Origin of the sequence: Colwellia sp. PAMC 21821, assembly GCF_002077175.1 — a bacterium.
GTDB lineage: Bacteria > Pseudomonadota > Gammaproteobacteria > Enterobacterales > Alteromonadaceae > Cognaticolwellia.
Map to the genome: position 1 here is coordinate 3,723,931 of NZ_CP014943.1, position 16,701 is coordinate 3,740,631.

A 16,701-nucleotide genomic window follows, 5' to 3' on the forward strand; every position below is an offset into this window, starting at 1 on the left:
TTTACTAGTTGTCCACCTCAGGGCGTGTTGTTATAAGTTACCTGCTCAAACCACTTTTTCATAATTTATTTTGCGGTCTAGCTTTCCATATTGTAGGTAGCCAAGCAAACAACTAGCACTCCCTACGGAAATTAATAAATACTTAATAATACCTTTAACTTGGTCACCGTAAATTAAGTAATTAATCAGTAGTAATAATACAAATAATATTAACCCACCATATATGTACCAATTTGCTTTTTGGGTGATTTCTTTAATTGGTCGATTATTTAGCCTTTGACCGCAATTAGGACATTCAAACTCCGTGAGTTTTCCAACCTGTTCCAGCTTATCTAAATGTAAGTAACCAAATTCGTGATTGCATTCAGGACAATTCATAGCACCAATACTTGAGTAACTTATAACGCCCCAATAAGGGGCTAAAAATTGTTTGCTAAAATGTGTAGCGAAGCGAAACCGAGCAAACTGTTTTTAGTCCCGCTTGATTGGCTTGTTGAACGAAGCCGCTCTGCGGCAGAGTAGCTTTGAAACTACCTTCCATACTCAATAATAACATCGTCATTGTGACGGTGTGTTATTGGAGTATAACCTCATGAATACATCACAAGAGCAACACTATAATTTTCTTTATGAACAACATCTTATCAACTTAAGACTGCAAGGTAAACGTCCTTCAACTATTGATGCTTATGCCCGTGCTGTACGCCGTATAACAGCCTTTTTTGATAAGTCACCTGATACGTTAACAACGGCTGACTTAAAGCTGTATTTCAACAACCTCATTCAAACCCATTCTTGGAGTACCATTAAACTTGACCGTAACGGTTTGCAATTCTTTTACCGCTATACGCTCAATAAACAATGGGAGTGGCTTTCTATCGTCAAGCCTCCTCAAGTAAAACGCATCCCCGATATTTTAACACCCAAGCAAGTGGATGATGTGATTAATCAAACCAAGCAACTTCGCTACCAAGTGTTTTTTATGACCCTTTACAGTATGGGGTTACGCTTAAGCGAAGGCCTTAATTTAACCATACACGATATTGATAAATCGACCATGTTGGTACATGTTCGTGATGGCAAAGGAGGAAAAGACCGCATGGTACCTCTGCCTGAGCTCACCCTCTTAGCGCTAAGGGATTATTGGAAAACTCACCGCCACGAGCGTTTGATTTTTCCTGGAACTCATACAAAAACGAATACGCCTATGGATAAAGGCAGTGTTCAAAAAGCGTTAAAACGTGTGCTTCAAGACTGCCACATTAAAAAACTCATTAGCCCACATTCGCTGCGTCATTGTTATGCTACGCACCTGCTTGAACAGGGGCTTGATTTACGCTCTTTACAGCATCTATTGGGACACGCAAGTCTCAACACCACGGCACGCTACACACAACTCACGAAAGTTAAACAACGTGATATGTCACGCGCGGTAAATCAATTAACAGATAAATTGACCATTACATGGTCGGTAAAATGAGCACCTTTATCGCGTTACTACGTCAACATCATCAAGCCCTTGAAACTCAGTATAGCCGTCAACTATCACATGATATGCGCCAAGCGATTTTTGCCATGCTGTCATGTAAAACGGGGCAACAAGGTCAATCATTATGGGCATGCTCAGCTTGTGAGCATCATGAGAGCCAAGCGCTTTCTTGTGGTCATAGAAACTGCCCACAATGTCAGCAAAGCACAACGTCAACGTGGCTTGAAAGACAAAAACAAAAACGCTTACCTGTGCAATATTACATGACAACCTTTACCTTGCCCTATGAGTTAAGAGCGTTAGCTCGCAAGCGACCTAAAGCCCTATATCAAATAATGTTTAGTGTCAGCGCGTCAATCTTAAAAGATTTTGCACGACGTAATAAGTTAGGGACAATAGGGTTTACGAGTGTTTTACATACCCACAGCAGAAGACGTGAGCTGCATCCTCATATACATATCATAGTGCCCAATGGCGGTTATGATGCAAAACGTAAGCAGTGGAAGCAAGGCAAGCCGGGTTATTTGTTTAATGCGAAGGCACTCGCTAAGGTATGGCGAGCTCGCATATTTGAGGCAATTAACCAACATCCTGAGTTATCGCTGAAAGACATTAACATCATGCCAAAGCAATGGGTCGTTCATTGTAAAAAGGTGGGCTATGGTCTGCCTGCGTTAAAATACCTTTCAAGATACCTTTATCGTGGTGTATTAGCGGACAAAGATATTATCAGCCATGACCATAAAAACGTCACCTTTCGTTATACAAATAGCACCACTAAAAAAACTGAAACACGTACGCTACCCACCTTAACGTTTCTGATGCTGATATTACAGCATGCATTACCTAAAGGGTTACAGCGTGTTCGAGACTATGGTCTCTTATCCTCGGGCGCTAGGAAAATACGATTATTGATACAGTTTTTATTAACCGAGTTTACTCACCTTTTACCGCCAAGCATCACACCATCCAAACCCAAAGCAAAACGGGCTTGTCCGTGCTGTCAGCATCAGATGCTATGTACTGGCGTCATTAGGGCTGGCTAATAAAGAAAGAAAGAAAAGGATGATGGTGTAAACAAACGCTCATGAGGAAATAAATATTCTATGCATAAATAACTGAATTAACAGCGGAAAAACACCCAGGTTTTTCGCTTTGGCTCAGTGCGCCTTGTATTTACATACAAGGCCAACCCACCTTGAAAATCAATCACGCTATTTACTATATAAAGCAGGCTCCGGGCTTGTCCAACACCCGAATAAGGTGTCGGCTACGCGACACCTATTCTTATTTGTTATACGTTTTATTGCTGTAGGATTTTATTACAAGCAATAACAACATCTGCCCGATAAAACTCTATATTTTCAGCTATTTCCTTATCTGATTTAGCAAGAAATTCAGCTGAACATTGCGGTCTTACATGACTTAATGGAAGATGATCTAGTTCTGACGATAGTAATGCAAAAATATGATAATCAGTATTCCAGCATTGATCGTGCAACTCATTACCGATGTAGCATAATGCAGTTACGTGATCTAAAAAATCAGCGTCACTCTCAAGTAATTTCTTCGCAAGTTTAATTGCTTCTTCAGACATTTAATTTACACCAAACTCTAGAAACGTATAACGCCTTGCTAAGTGGCTAAAACGGTTGGCTTGTTTTTTGCGGTACTTTGCAAAAAACGAGCAAACTGTTTTAGTCCTTTTGAGCAACTTGTTAGGCTTTAACCGTGAGCAGCAGAAGAGCGGCTGGAACCTTCTTGAACACAAGCTTTAAAGTTGCCCATTGATATTTCTTTAGCATGCAACTCTATACCACCTGAGTTCTTATATGTTGTATAGTCTTTATTTGGCATTTTGGTAGAAATGTACCATGCATTACCATCAATATTACTTTCGCAGGAACCAGGAAATGTTACTGTCCAAGTATGTCGAAGAAAACACTTTTTACTAGTTTGTATGTAAGTATCTTCGGTTTTTACAGTGTCATCTTTAGAGCCAAAAATTTGCGTCATTGTAACTTCGGTAGAAGGACCATCTATGCCCCCTGCGTGTTTGTTTATAAATAGGCTCCAGCCACCTTTCAATTTACTTTTTTCAATAATAAAAGCATCACACTTTTTGATCCCATAGTCATGAAATTGCTTCAACAGCAATTGATCATCATTTGCGTAAGCAGGTAGCGCTGATATAAAAGAACTCGACAAAACCACCGCTAATATTGATCTAATTTTCACTTTTTATTCCTTATTGTTGACATGATTGATTATAAATTTAATAAGCCTAACAATTTAATAGGATGCAACTTGCCTCTTTTACAGAAAAAAAGTTTCCACCTTATTTATTTTATATATTAATAACAAATCTTTGCAGCTAACACCACTTATTACCTACAGATAAAAACAGATTTTTGCTTATAGATGAAATGAGGCAACTTGCCTCATTTCCTGACTTGGGAGGAAACAAGGTACAGCTGCATTTAAATACTCAGTTATTAAACTAAATTAAGAACAGGAAGATGAGGCATCTACGTCTGCTTTAGGCTCTTTTAAGCCTTTAGCTTTTAAATCATCAGTGTCCGTAATGAGCTTTGACGCGCCTCACAAGTAAGCAGAGAACCTTGGTTGATTTTGCCCTAAATACTATCACTCCTTCAAATAATTTTAAGGACTTGAGGCTCACAGTTGCTTATAAATACTTAAAACTTCTAGGGTGGAAAACTTAAATATAATTGGCTGGCTGCGCTAGATACAATTGGGTGGGAATGCTGGTAAGTATTTTCAACTATCACTGTTATGGCTATTAACTACAGGGTTTAAGGCTAATTATAAAAAGCATTATATATGAAGAATAAGTCGTTAAGCATATTGATGAAGCCAGTGAAGAGTCAGCTATACGTTAAGTTGAAAAAAAGCCTGAGTTCGTTAGACGTTACGAAGTCAGGCCTTTGTGATGGTTAAAATCAGTTAACTTTATAGAGAGACTGAGAGCCTATTACGGCTAATACTCAGGCTCTTTTACGCGTAAGGTTAATAACCCCGCAAGCACCATACTTGCACCACCAACGGCGAGCGCATATACCGGTTGATTGTCGAAAACCTTGGTAATTAAGAAGCCTAATATACTGGCGGCTAATATTTGCGGTAATACGATGAAGAAGTTAAATATCCCCATATATAAACCCATTTTTTTCGCCGGTAAAGCATTTGCTAAAATAGCGTAAGGCACCGATAAAATTGACGCCCAAGCAAAGCCGATACCGATCATAGAAACAATAAGTAAGGTTGGATCTTTAATAAAGAGGAACGAGATAAAACCAGCACCACCTAGGAATAGGTTGATCATATGTGCAATGCGTAAATTAAAGTATTTAACGACGATTGGAATGCAAATTGCGGCAAAAACCGAGGTTAAGTTATAAGCTGAAAACAGCACTCCCACCCAGTCTGCGCCTTCATTAAACGCTGCCGATGTTACATCAGAACTGCCAAAGTGGAATTCAGTAACGGCTGCTGTGGTATACGTCCACATGGCAAAAAATGGAAACCAAGAAAAAAACTGTACAAAGGCGAGTTGCTTCATGGTTTGCGGCATGGAAAATAAATCTGACATGACTTGTGCAAAGCCATTATGACTATTGTTTTTTGCCATTAAACCAGCCACTAACTGACAAATAGCAAAGAAACAAAACCCACCTGCAAGAATGAATAAACTTTTATCGAGTTGCTCAACATTAAGCGCGACTATCGCAAAACTTACTAGACCTAGTAACAGCCAAGTAGCACCACCAGTAAAGTATTTTTTTGCCGTGCGAGGGATAAAAGACTCTTCGGTCTGCGTTTTATCTTCGGCGTCTTGAAAGGCTTGTAGTTGTTCAGGAGAATATTCCTTGGTTGAATAAATAGTCCACAACACGGCGAGGAAAAAAATAACACCACCAGCATAAAATGAAAATTTAACCGTATCTGGCAGTAAACCGGGCTCTGCTACATTGCTGATATCGAACCAATTGGCCATCATCCAAGGTAATGAGGAGGCGACGACTGAGGCAACAGCAATAAAAAAGCTTTGCATCGCATAGCCCATTGCGCGTTGTTTTCTCGGTAGCATATCGCCTACAAAAGCGCGAAAGGGTTCCATTGAAACGTTAATTGAAGCATCCATTATCCACAACATACCGGCTGCAACCCACAAAGTAGGGGAGTTCGGCATAATAAATAATGATAAACTGGCGGCAATTGCGCCAAAGAGAAAGTAAGGTTTACGTCGACCGAGTCTATTCCAAGTGTTGTCACTGAAATAACCAATAATTGGCTGAACGATAAGTCCAGTTATTGGGGCGGCAATCCATAAAATTGCCATATTAGAATAGTCTGCGCCTAAGGTTTGAAATATGCGACTAACATTAGAATTTTGCAGGGCAAAACCAAACTGTATCCCCATAAAGCCGAAACACATATTCCAAATTTGCCAAAAATTAAGTTGTGGTTTGTTAGTCATATACGAACTCTTATTGTTATAAGTCGGAGTTAACTTGTTTTATTTTTAGGCTTAAAAACTTGCTCAGCCAAAAATATAGGTTAACGGTATCGATTTCCATCTTAGCAATAGTCTTTAAAATACAACATTAGCTGCATACGTATTCACCACTTTTCAATGTCTAAACTTGATTTGAAGCAGGGTGTGTATCGATTCAGTTATTCAATGTTTTTTGTCGCCATTGAGCTTCGTCAATCGCATCGCTTTCGTTGTCGAGTCGCTCAATAAAGGTGATACCGTCAAGATGATCTAGCTCGTGTTGGAAAATCCTAGCAAGAAATCCCGTGAGTGTTTGATTATGCATGATGCCCGTTTCGTCTAAGTAGTTAACATCTATGCTGCTATACCGCGGCACAAGTGCTCGTTTACCTTTTACACTTAAGCAGCCTTCCCAGCCTAATTCTTGTTCATCATGGGTGTTAAGTATTTCTGGATTAATGATGACAGAAGGCGCTAATAACGGCGCATCAGGGTAGCGCTCGCTGGGGGCAGAGCACATAATAAATAGGCGTAAACTTTTCCCAACTTGCGGCGCAGCAATACCGACACCTTTTGCGAGGGCTACGGTAGATTTAAGATCAATAATCAGCTGTTTTATTTCAGCGCTATCAATATTAGATACCGGCATTGCGACAGCAGACAACACTGGCTCGCCACGTTGTAAAATAGTTAAAGTGCTCAAGGTTATACTTCGCTCTGTTGAATAATTTTTTGCTGGGCATTAGCAACCGCATTAGCAGATGCTTGATTAATTTTCTCACGCTCTTTTTTAAAGTAAAACCAGCTAACAGCGAACAAGATAATAATAAAAGGCAAACTAGTGAGCACTACAACATGCCAACCGGCTTTAAATAATATCCAACCTGCCAGTAAAGACGCTGTGGCTTGAAAGCCAAAAATAATAAAGTCATTAATTGCCTGAACCTTATGGCGCTCGCTGGCGTGATAGCTTTGGGGTAATAATGAAGTACCGGTGAGAAAAAGGAAATTCCAGCCAATGCCCAATAAGACTAACGCCCACCAATAATGCATAACTTGTTCACCCGACAAAGCAATAACCGTAACAATCGCATAAATAAAGGTGCCCGCTAACATTAGGTTCTTCAAACCGATACGTTTAACTAATAAAGCGGTAAAAAGTGAAGGAATAAACATAGCGGCAATGTGGCTTTGTATCACCCATTTTGTATCGTTTAAACTGTGGCCATGCAGTTGATGCATACTCAGAGGTGTGGCAGTCATGAGGTAACTCATAAGCGCAAAGCCAATGGCGGCTGACAATATTGCGATAATGAAAATGGGCTGTTTAATGATGACACTTAACGGACGAATTTTACCGTCGTTATCACTGTGTTTTATTTCTGGATTTTTAAAACCTAACATCAACACCATGGCAATAATAAATAGCGCTGACAGAAATAAGAAAGAGCCAGCATAACCATAAGGAGAGCTTAACCAGTCTTTGGCGGTTACGGCAATTTCAGGGCCTAAAAACGCCGAGAAAATACCACTGAGCATAAGTATTGAAAGTACCGTTGGCACTTCATTATTGTCAGTTACGCTTTCAATTGCAGCAAAACGTAATTGTTGAATAAAGGCGGTGCTGATACCAAAGAGCAAACTGGCTAATACCAGCAATTCGAAACTACCATTTAACGCGGCAAACGTTGCCAGCATGGTACCTGAAAAGCCTAAACTAAAACCGGTGAATGAGGCGAAGCGTCGGCCTTTCTTTTTAGCTAATAAAGCCGCGGGAATAGCGCCGCTGGCGACACCGAGTATCATCACAGTTACGGGTAAGGTAACTAATGCCGGATCAGCGCCCATGCTTGTGGCAAGTATACCGCCAATAAAAACAATCACCGGCGATGCAGCCATTACTAACGGTTGCACTAAAAAAAGTAACCAGACATTTTTCGGTAGGGTAAACAGCCGTTGTAAGCCAATAAAGCTGACAATTAATAACGCTAAAGTAATGAAAATATTGGTTAGCATAATTGGCCTTATTGATGCTGTTGCTAAAGATTCAATGATGAAGGTTTTTTATTAGCACCATCATACTTAAGTTTCAAAGTTTTGGGTAAAATTACTCTGCTTGAACCGAAAAATTCTTTTTAATAAGTTATTATCAATCTTTAAACTCAATGATAAACTCCGTTGTAAATATTATTCATTTGCTGAGCGTAAGGTAAATGAAAGTCAATCAAGCCAAGAAAGAGTTGTAATGAAATTTAGCCCGTTAGTTCAAGAACTTATTGATTCATTAAAATGTTTACCCGGTGTAGGTGCAAAATCAGCGCAACGTATGGCATTTCATTTACTTGAGCGTAATCGTCGCGGGGGTAGCAAACTTTCACAAACCTTAGCGCTTGCGATGGAAAATATTGGTCATTGCGAGCAATGTCGTAATTTTACCGAAGAAGCCTTGTGCGAAATTTGTCAGAGTCCAAAACGAAAAATAGCCACACAACTGTGTATTGTTGAAACACCTGCGGATGTAATTGCTATTGAACAAACCGGCGAATTTCAAGGTCGTTATTTTGTGCTCATGGGGCATTTGTCACCACTAGATGGTATAGGTCCAGACGATTTAGGTTTAGACGTTTTAGAAAAACAATTGGCGACAGGGCAGTTTACTGAAGTTATATTAGCCACAAACCCGACTGTAGAAGGCGAAGCAACCGCACATTTTATTGCTGAGCTTACTCAAACCCACGATGTTGAAATTTCACGCATTGCCCATGGTGTGCCAGTAGGTGGTGAATTAGAGTATGTTGATGGTAATACTTTGGCGCATGCTTTGTCGGGACGTAAAAATTATAGTTTTTAAGCTTTAATGATTTAGCTTTAAAAGTAATAACAAAATGCTAAATATACTTAATTCCATTATCACTTTATTCGGTCATCGGCCTTATTAGCTATATTTTTAATGCCACCATCTATACACCTTAATAATATTTGGAGTATAAATGGTGGTATACATAATAAACTTACCCAAATGTATTGGTTGATAAAATTATTAATTGATATCGTGCCCTCAGCTATAAAGACAGAGATAGGGACACATACTAATATAGACATGCATATGCTAGTCAACGTCCACTTTATGGTTGAGAGTAGCGGAGCTTTGGTAAATAATATTGGCAGTAAAGCCATAAATGAAATGAACCATCCTGCACCAAACGGTAATGGGAAATATTTAGTCCAAAATGAATTAGGGACTACTTTAGAAAATAAGAATTGATCTGGAAAAGCTATTATTACGCCCCCAAGCATTACTGCGCATATTAATGCTACTAACCGACTTCCGTGCACCGAATTCTCCTTGTTTAATTATCGCCTAGTTAAGAGATAAATAGTAATTAGTTAAAATTAGCAAAGAAGGAGAAAAAACAACTGTTTTTTGTCCTGATTTAATGACTTATTATGCCAATTATCTCGATGCTTTTAGCTTGTAACTACTAAAGTTTTTATAAATGTCCTCATTTATTCCGTGGCAACCAACTTTAAAATTTACTGATTTTTCAGGTGCAATCTCATCAGATAACCAAGTTTCGCATTGAAATATAAAGTTTTTATCTTCATCAAAGAGGTCAACTTTAAGGTTTACGCCATTTGTAGACAAGTCTCCTGTATTTTTAAGCGTGCCGATAATATCTATTAGGTAAGGTCTAGAAATTGATTTAGAGCTTAATATTTCTATTTTGCTAGATTTAACCTTTGAGCTATTAGCCTCAATAATAGATTCTGATTCTGCTGATATTGGTGAGTTTGGGTAGCGGATATTACTTAAAACAAACGTAAATAAAAACCATACACCTAAAGCAAACCCTGTTCCATACAGAAACCCTTTACCAATCATTTTTAACGAGGACTTGATAATTTCCAATACAATCTCCTTGGTATATAAAACGCCCGCTTAAGCGGAAAAATACAGCTAGCTAAAATGTTGAATGGAGTGAAAACAGCCACCTTCATTTTGCGTTTGTAGCGTGTTATGTGTTATTGCGATTGGATAGTTCTTTTTTGTACTTTCGTTCCGACATATACCAATTTAGAACACCAAACAACACTCCTGCTAATGGCCAAACGATACAATGAACAATCGCGGATTTCGATGTGAAGCCATCAGTAAAAGGCTTATTCATAAAAGCTATGAAAATAAACATTGGTAAGCCCCATGATAAGAGGCCCGTAAAGAGAACAAAATTTAATTTTCCTTTTGTTCTTGTTGATTCCCAGGCTTTAAATTGATCATCTTTCATTTGATCTAACATCCATGTTTGAGTGACACATAACCGTGTATTATTAACATTTCGATTTAATACCAAAACTCGTAATTCAATGACTCACAATACACTTTTTATTAATAATTTAAATACGTTATCAGCAATCATTAGCCTTTTCAAACTTCATCTTGTTTGTAAGAAATGAGCCTTGAGATATGTGAACCGCCGCATGGCACATTAGATACCATTAGAATGGAATATATCTTTTACAAAACAGCAGATTAAAAATACAGTGCATAATATTTGTGTCATTTAAATACTTACATAACGTGCTTACCTATGTTTATTTAAACCCGCCTGTAACTGTCTATACATTTATTCATAGAGCATTGATACATAGCGTATTGAGTTAAGGCTAGTGGGAGAATAAAGCACTTTATTTTTGTTTTGTTATCGCTAAATTAAGTGCAATAATTCTCACTTTACTCTCACTTTACTCTCACTTTATTCGAAGCTTGATAGATAAGTATGTGCATGATTTACTGCTTAATATTCACCACAGACGTTTGAATTGCGTTTGCTACGAATGGCAAAAAAGAGATGCAAACCATCACAAATACCATTGCTGAAATTAATCTAATATTGATGTTTTTAATTTTTCTTTTCATGCTTTGTTATTGATCCAACTGTATAATTTTACGCTTTATTTTCTATTGCCGGCTTAGCAATTAAATTAGTCTGTGCGTATTTAAGTAAGAATATGCCACAACATACAATAAAAGCGGTTAAGTAAAGCGCCGCGTTATAGTTTTTAAACTCTGCTATTAATGCGACACAATAGAGCGGTGCTACCACTTGTCCAACGCCATATGCCGCGGTGATCAGTCCCATAATAAATACTGGGTTTTTACCTGCTAGTTGGCCGCCATAATTCATAAATAATGATACTAGCCCGATAAATGTTGCGCCGAATAATATGCCGCTGACTAAGTTAAGATAGATATTAGCGGAAAATGTCGGTATTAAAATCCCCACCACCTGCAGTGCCATTGCCACTATCATAATATCGATGCTGTTGTATTTATGCGCTAATCGCATCCAAATAATACAAGAAGGAATACCCGCTAAACCAACCGCTAACCATGCATAACCACCGTAACCGTCGAGCCCAGGTAATGAGTTAACAATATCAGGCAGAAATGTAGCTTGAACCACCATGCCAACGCCCTCTGTAAAGTAGGCGAGCGCGAGTACAATAACTAAAGGGGTAAATAGCGATTTATCAAATTTGTGTTTAATGACTTGGTCAGCTGGTTGTTTTTCAAAACTTAAAATATAACCGGAATAGCAGGCAAATATTGCGCCTGCAATAGCTAAAGCTAACCAAGCATGTTGCCAGTTTGTACTATAAGTAAATACACCGCGCATGATTAAGTCAGACACTAAAATAGAAAAGCCTAAACCACTAAAATGAATGCCCATTGCCTTGGTTTTATTGGTTTTTTGTAATTTTGACATCACAATAGCAGAGCCTACCACTAATGCCATGGCGGCACCAAAGCCTGCAAATAAACGAGACAGTAACCAGATGGTATTATTTTCGGTAAACGCCAGTAGTAGCGATGTAATAACACACAAAGCTAAACCGATACGGAAGAATCTAACCTTGGCATGTATATCTTTAATGAATATGGAAAAAATTGAGCCCGACAAATAACCGACATAGTTAATTGATGCGAGCACACCTGCGAAAGCAATACTGAGGTGGTTTTCTAGCATAGAGGGTAATAAAGAAGTAAAAGCAAATCGCGCTACACCCACGCCTACCACTAACGCTAAAATACCAGCTAATAGAATAGCGGCATTGCTATTTCGATCAAAAAACATGTTAATCCTTGTGTAATCGCTGCTTAGACAAAAGCTTATCTCGCTTGAAAAGTGGTAATCAGCGAACGCTTTAATGTATGTACAGAAGTTACTGAAAGCAAATAATTATTTATTATGTAGAGTATGTATAAAAGTATATGAAGACAATGAAATACCACAAAAACGACAGAAAATATGGGCGCTTTCTGTGAAAAAAAATTTATTTCTTGCTTGAAAATATTTTCGCCACCCCCACATGTTAACTATCGAGTGAGTATTGGATAATACCAAATCTATTAAGTATGTCTCTACACGGGAACTTACTGGAATAGGTATAATGTTTGATGGTCACCATAACCAATCGTTTTAATGCTATTTAGAGTAGGAAATTTTCAAATGTCTGAGACAGGTCAAAAAGAAGTTCATGGTTTTCAAACCGAAGTAAAACAACTATTGCAGTTGATGATCCACTCACTTTATTCAAATAAAGAAATATTCTTACGTGAGTTGGTTTCCAATGCCGCTGATGCTGCTGATAAATTACGATTTAAAGCATTGTCGAATGCAGATTTATATGAAGGCGACGGTGATCTACGTGTTCGTGTAAGTTGTGATAAAGAAAACAATACCCTGACTATTTCTGATAACGGTATTGGTATGACTCACGACCAAATCGTTGAACATTTAGGGACTATTGCAAAATCAGGTACGGCTGAATTTTTCTCACAACTTTCTGGTGATCAAGCGTCTGACTCACAATTAATTGGTCAATTCGGTGTTGGCTTTTACTCAGCATTTATCGTTGCTGATTCGGTTACTGTACGTTCACGTGCTGCCGGTGTTGCAGCGTCTGAAGGTGTTGAATGGACAAGTGCTGGTGAAGGTGAATTCACTACGGCTAAAATTGAAAAAACAAACCGTGGTACCGATATTATTCTTCACTTAAAAGCAGAAGAAAGTGAATATGCTGATGACTGGCGTTTAAAATCTATCGTTACTAAGTACTCGGATCATATTTCTGTGTCTGTTGAAATGCTGACACCAGAAGTGCCTGGCGTTGAAGCGATTGAAGAAGCTAAAGACGACGAAGGCAATGTAACAACGCCTGCTGTTGAAGCGCGTGACGCTGTTCCTGCATTGTGGGAACCAGTGAACAAGGCAACTGCGCTTTGGACACGTGAGAAATCAGACGTTTCTGACGAAGAATATAAAGAATTTTACAAGCACGTTTCGCATGATTTTGGTGACCCACTTTTATGGGAACACAATAAAGTAGAAGGTAAGACTGAATATACGTCATTACTTTACATCCCGTCTAAAGCACCATTTGATATGCACAACCGTGAAAAACAGCATGGTTTAAAATTATTTGTACAACGTGTATTTATTATGGATGACGCTGAGCAATTCATGCCTAGCTACTTACGTTTCGTAAAAGGTTTATTGGACTCTAATGATTTACCTTTGAACGTATCACGTGAAATTTTACAAGATAACAAAATCACTGAAACAATTCGCAAGGGTTGTACTAAACGTGTTTTAAAAATGCTTGAAAAATTAGGCAACAAAGATGCTGAGCAATATCAACTGTTCTGGAATGAATTTGGTCAAGTACTAAAAGAAGGTCCAGCAGAAGATTCAGCTAATAAAGATGCGATTGCTAAACTTATGCGCTTTGCTTCTACACATCAAGATAACAGCATGCAAAGTGCCTCACTTGCGCAATATATTGAGCGTATGAAAGAAGGCCAAGACAAGATTTATTACGTGGTTGCTGATAGCTTCGAAGCGGCTAAAAATAGCCCGCATTTAGAAGTATTCCGCAAGAAGGGCATTGAAGTATTGTTGATGTCTGACCGTATAGATGAGTGGTTAGTTAGCCACTTAACTGAGTTTGATGGTAAGCAATTACAATCGGTCACTCGTGGTGGTTTAGACTTAGGTGATATGGATGATGCAGAAACGAAAGAAGCACAAGAGAAGCTTGCGCAAGAATTCGATTCAGTTGTTACTCGCATTAAAGCCGCACTTGAAGGCAAAGCTAAAGACGTTAAAATTTCACAGCGTTTAACTGACTCACCGGCGTGTATCGTTGCAGACGAACATGACATGAGCAGCCAAATGATGAAGTTGATGCAGTCGGTTGGTCAAGAAGTACCAGACTCATTGCCAATTTTTGAAATTAACGCTGAGCATGACTTAATCAAGCACGTTGCCGAAGAGCAAGATGATGCACAGTTCAAACAATGGGCTGAAGTATTATTCGAACAAGCTATGTTAGCAGAACGTGGTAGCTTGAAAGACCCAGCAACTTTTGTCTCACGTTTAAACAAGCTAATGTTAAGCCTGACTAAATAGTAACAACTTAGGTTGAATACTACTTAAGTCATAATGTTGTTAGACTTTAGTCAAAAAAAGGAGCTTTTTAGCTCCTTTTTTGTTTTTTTAGTCTGCTTGCTACTTGTTTGAATTCCTTTGAATATGTATAGTGTTTGAAATTTCGAAAACCAATTCATTTATTAAATAGGGTTATACTAAATGCGCATTATTTTATTAGGTGCACCTGGTGCCGGTAAGGGTACTCAAGCACAATTCTTAATGGCTAAATTTGGCATTCCACAAATATCTACTGGTGATATGCTACGCGCTGCGATTAAAGCAGGAACTGAACTTGGCAAGAAAGCTAAAGCAGTGATGGACGCAGGGCAACTCGTTTCTGATGAATTAATTATTGGTTTGGTTAAAGAGCGTATAGCACAAGATGACTGTAAAGCAGGATTCTTACTGGACGGTTTCCCACGCACAATCCCACAAGCAGATGCTATGAAAGAAAATGGTGTTGCTGTTGATCACGTAGTTGAATTTGACGTACCAGATGAAGTGATAGTAGAGCGTATGGCCGGACGTCGTGTTCATGCTGGCTCAGGTCGTGTTTATCACCTTGTTTACAATCCTCCACAAACGGAAGGTAAAGATGATGAAACGGGTGATGATTTGTCTATTCGCCCAGATGATGAAGAAGCAACAGTACGTAAACGTTTAGGTATTTATCACGAACAAACTAAACCATTAGTTGCTTACTACCAAGCTGAAGCAGCTGCTGACGCCTGTGCTTATTTAACTATTGATGGCACGCAGCCTGTTGAACAAGTTAGCTCATTGTTAGATGAGAAACTATCGTAAGTTAAGCCGTTTTGTCAATTTATGAAATTAAAGCTCGCGCAAGCGAGCTTTTTTATGTTCAAGACAAAAATTAAGTATCTGCGTCCGTGCAGGTAATATCCTCCATTAGCCGTCTAGCTAATTTTTTCTACATTGCCCAAATGAGTTACATCCAAGTAAGCTGAGGCGAAAGCACGACGGTGTTAGGCCTCGGTTAAACATGCTGTTTTCATAACTTGATACGCCTAATATAAGTCATTAGCACTAATATATCTGCGCTGCATTATAGCGCTAGCCTTAACGCTTTGAACTTCTATATAACTAAATACTGCTATGAATTGAGCCGCTTAATAGGTAGTATTCCGCACAATACGAAACTTCATTATTTATTAATCTAGCACGAAGGAAAAACAATGGTAACGCTTTCATTAACTGGCTTTTACGCAAGTTTATTAGGACTTTTATATTTAGGATTATCTATAAATATTATTCGCGTACGTTTGAGTGCGAAAATTGGTATTGGCTCTAACGGCAATGACGTTTTAGCTAAGAGAGTTCGAGTTCATGGCAATTTTTCAGAATATGTACCATTAGCATTAATATTATTGGGTTGTTACGAAATAAATGGCGCATCAGCGTTGATGTTGCATATTCTAGGTGGTGTACTATTGTTAGCGCGTGTATCACATGCCATTGGTTTAAGTAAAACAATAGGCAGTTCACTGCCTCGTTTAATGGGCGTGCTTTCAACATTCGCAGTGCTTTTAGTTTTATCGATTGAGAATATTCGTTTATTCGTTTTTGGCTAAGCTATAACGAAACTAGAAAAGTAATTTAAACGCTAACATTGGTTATATCAATGTTAGCGTTTTTGTTGTTTTAATGGCTTAAAGTGTTGCTTGTTCAAGTATAGTTTAATGTGTTTTTAGCATGCCTATATGCGGAATATCATCTTCTAAATACATGTCACTCACACGTTCAAAACCATGCTGATTGTAGTATTTTTCTAAATGCTCTTGCGCTGATATTTTAACAATCTGATTTGGGAAGCATGTTAAGCATTTAGCTAAACCGACACGCATTAGTTCGTGGCCAAGTCCGGTTCCACGAGCACAGGGCGCAATAACCACACGTCCAATACTAATGTATTCAGGATAAGTTAACCCTTTAGGTAAAATGCGTAAATACGCGGTCATTACGTTGTTTTGATAGCAAAATAAATGCTGGGTTTGTGGATGACGGTCATGGTCGTCTAAGTCAGGATAAAAACATGTTTGCTCAACAACAAAAATATCAATACGTAATTTTAGTAAATCGTAGAGTTCATTAGTATTTAACTGTGAGAAAGTTTTGTTTTTCCAGAGGGGATTATTAGGCATAGTAGTTTGATTAACGGTATTTTTTATATATTTTCA

General features: G+C 38.4%; 16 protein-coding genes. 6 read left to right on the forward strand and 10 right to left on the reverse strand.

Features of this window, described 5'->3' with window-relative positions:
* Positions 1-45 precede the first annotated feature (45 nt).
* Complete coding sequence (locus tag A3Q33_RS15755) at positions 46-378, reverse strand: hypothetical protein (protein WP_081180766.1); 333 nt, start codon at positions 376-378, stop codon at positions 46-48.
* A 214-nt stretch (positions 379-592) separates the two neighbouring features.
* On the opposite strand from A3Q33_RS15755, the gene A3Q33_RS15760 reads away from it, so the two are divergent.
* Positions 593-1,480, forward strand: coding sequence for a tyrosine-type recombinase/integrase (locus tag A3Q33_RS15760; protein WP_081178441.1), 888 nt, complete (start codon positions 593-595; stop codon positions 1,478-1,480).
* On the forward strand, positions 1,477-2,535 hold the full coding sequence (locus A3Q33_RS15765) for an IS91 family transposase (protein ID WP_081178443.1): 1,059 nt from the start codon (positions 1,477-1,479) through the stop codon (positions 2,533-2,535). The genes A3Q33_RS15760 and A3Q33_RS15765 overlap by 4 nt, the downstream gene beginning before the upstream one ends.
* 257 nt (positions 2,536-2,792) lie before the next feature.
* Here the strand turns inward: A3Q33_RS15765 and A3Q33_RS15770 are convergent, their stop codons facing one another.
* The 5 genes from A3Q33_RS15770 to A3Q33_RS15790 all read right to left on the reverse strand — a co-directional run bounded on the left by A3Q33_RS15770 (position 2,793) and on the right by A3Q33_RS15790 (position 8,024).
* Positions 2,793-3,086, reverse strand: a complete 294-nt coding sequence (locus A3Q33_RS15770) for a hypothetical protein (RefSeq protein WP_081180767.1) — start codon at positions 3,084-3,086, stop codon at positions 2,793-2,795.
* 128 nt (positions 3,087-3,214) lie between these two features.
* On the reverse strand, positions 3,215-3,727 hold the full coding sequence (locus A3Q33_RS15775; protein ID WP_081180768.1) for a hypothetical protein: 513 nt from the start codon (positions 3,725-3,727) through the stop codon (positions 3,215-3,217).
* A 763-nt stretch (positions 3,728-4,490) separates the two neighbouring features.
* Entirely contained in the window at positions 4,491-5,990 is a 1,500-nt protein-coding gene (locus A3Q33_RS15780) for an MFS transporter (protein ID WP_081180769.1), read from the reverse strand.
* A gap of 193 nt (positions 5,991-6,183) precedes the next feature.
* Entirely contained in the window at positions 6,184-6,711 is a 528-nt protein-coding gene (gene def / locus A3Q33_RS15785; protein WP_081180770.1) for a peptide deformylase, read from the reverse strand.
* Between the two features lie 2 nt (positions 6,712-6,713).
* Positions 6,714-8,024 (reverse strand): MFS transporter, encoded by a 1,311-nt coding sequence (locus A3Q33_RS15790; protein WP_081180771.1) that lies wholly within the window; start codon positions 8,022-8,024, stop codon positions 6,714-6,716.
* Positions 8,025-8,253: 229 nt separating this feature from the next.
* Here A3Q33_RS15790 and recR point away from each other — a divergent pair, with 229 nt between their 5' ends.
* Entirely contained in the window at positions 8,254-8,859 is a 606-nt protein-coding gene (gene recR / locus A3Q33_RS15795; protein ID WP_081180772.1) for a recombination mediator RecR, read from the forward strand.
* Between the two features lie 603 nt (positions 8,860-9,462).
* Here recR and A3Q33_RS15805 read toward each other — a convergent pair.
* The 3 genes from A3Q33_RS15805 to A3Q33_RS15815 all read right to left on the reverse strand — a co-directional run bounded on the left by A3Q33_RS15805 (position 9,463) and on the right by A3Q33_RS15815 (position 12,145).
* Positions 9,463-9,918, reverse strand: a complete 456-nt coding sequence (locus A3Q33_RS15805) for a hypothetical protein (RefSeq protein ID WP_155866793.1) — start codon at positions 9,916-9,918, stop codon at positions 9,463-9,465.
* A gap of 106 nt (positions 9,919-10,024) precedes the next feature.
* Positions 10,025-10,294 (reverse strand): hypothetical protein, encoded by a 270-nt coding sequence (locus tag A3Q33_RS15810; protein WP_231295707.1) that lies wholly within the window; start codon positions 10,292-10,294, stop codon positions 10,025-10,027.
* Between the two features lie 660 nt (positions 10,295-10,954).
* Positions 10,955-12,145: a YbfB/YjiJ family MFS transporter gene (locus A3Q33_RS15815; RefSeq protein WP_081180776.1), complete on the reverse strand. Its 1,191-nt coding sequence runs from the start codon at positions 12,143-12,145 to the stop codon at positions 10,955-10,957.
* A gap of 375 nt (positions 12,146-12,520) precedes the next feature.
* Here A3Q33_RS15815 and htpG point away from each other — a divergent pair, with 375 nt between their 5' ends.
* From htpG to A3Q33_RS15830, 3 genes are all read left to right on the forward strand, one after another.
* Positions 12,521-14,482, forward strand: coding sequence for a molecular chaperone HtpG (gene htpG, locus A3Q33_RS15820; protein WP_081180777.1), 1,962 nt, complete (start codon positions 12,521-12,523; stop codon positions 14,480-14,482).
* A gap of 180 nt (positions 14,483-14,662) precedes the next feature.
* Positions 14,663-15,307 carry an adenylate kinase gene (gene adk / locus A3Q33_RS15825; RefSeq protein WP_081180778.1) on the forward strand — a complete coding sequence of 215 codons (645 nt, stop codon included), beginning with the start codon at positions 14,663-14,665 and terminating at the stop codon, positions 15,305-15,307.
* Between the two features lie 392 nt (positions 15,308-15,699).
* A complete protein-coding gene (locus tag A3Q33_RS15830) occupies positions 15,700-16,095 on the forward strand; it encodes an MAPEG family protein (RefSeq protein WP_081180779.1) in 396 nt (131 codons plus the stop codon).
* 105 nt (positions 16,096-16,200) lie between these two features.
* On the opposite strand, the gene A3Q33_RS15835 is transcribed toward A3Q33_RS15830, so the two are convergent.
* On the reverse strand, positions 16,201-16,665 hold the full coding sequence (locus tag A3Q33_RS15835) for a GNAT family N-acetyltransferase (RefSeq protein ID WP_081180780.1): 465 nt from the start codon (positions 16,663-16,665) through the stop codon (positions 16,201-16,203).
* Positions 16,666-16,701 lie beyond the last annotated feature (36 nt).

Excerpts from the sequence above, each read along its gene's own strand:
- A3Q33_RS15755 (WP_081180766.1), bottom strand. The coding sequence starts at position 378 with ATGAATTGTCCTGAATGCAATCACGAATTTGGTTACTTACATTTAGAT.
- A3Q33_RS15760 (WP_081178441.1), top strand. The coding sequence starts at position 593 with ATGAATACATCACAAGAGCAACACTATAATTTTCTTTATGAACAACAT.
- A3Q33_RS15765 (WP_081178443.1), top strand. The coding sequence starts at position 1,477 with ATGAGCACCTTTATCGCGTTACTACGTCAACATCATCAAGCCCTTGAA.
- A3Q33_RS15770 (WP_081180767.1), bottom strand. The coding sequence starts at position 3,086 with ATGTCTGAAGAAGCAATTAAACTTGCGAAGAAATTACTTGAGAGTGAC.
- A3Q33_RS15780 (WP_081180769.1), bottom strand. The coding sequence starts at position 5,990 with ATGACTAACAAACCACAACTTAATTTTTGGCAAATTTGGAATATGTGT.
- A3Q33_RS15790 (WP_081180771.1), bottom strand. The coding sequence starts at position 8,024 with ATGCTAACCAATATTTTCATTACTTTAGCGTTATTAATTGTCAGCTTT.
- recR (WP_081180772.1), top strand. The coding sequence starts at position 8,254 with ATGAAATTTAGCCCGTTAGTTCAAGAACTTATTGATTCATTAAAATGT.
- A3Q33_RS15810 (WP_231295707.1), bottom strand. The coding sequence starts at position 10,294 with ATGAAAGATGATCAATTTAAAGCCTGGGAATCAACAAGAACAAAAGGA.
- A3Q33_RS15815 (WP_081180776.1), bottom strand. The coding sequence starts at position 12,145 with ATGTTTTTTGATCGAAATAGCAATGCCGCTATTCTATTAGCTGGTATT.
- htpG (WP_081180777.1), top strand. The coding sequence starts at position 12,521 with ATGTCTGAGACAGGTCAAAAAGAAGTTCATGGTTTTCAAACCGAAGTA.
- adk (WP_081180778.1), top strand. The coding sequence starts at position 14,663 with ATGCGCATTATTTTATTAGGTGCACCTGGTGCCGGTAAGGGTACTCAA.
- A3Q33_RS15830 (WP_081180779.1), top strand. The coding sequence starts at position 15,700 with ATGGTAACGCTTTCATTAACTGGCTTTTACGCAAGTTTATTAGGACTT.
- A3Q33_RS15835 (WP_081180780.1), bottom strand. The coding sequence starts at position 16,665 with ATGCCTAATAATCCCCTCTGGAAAAACAAAACTTTCTCACAGTTAAAT.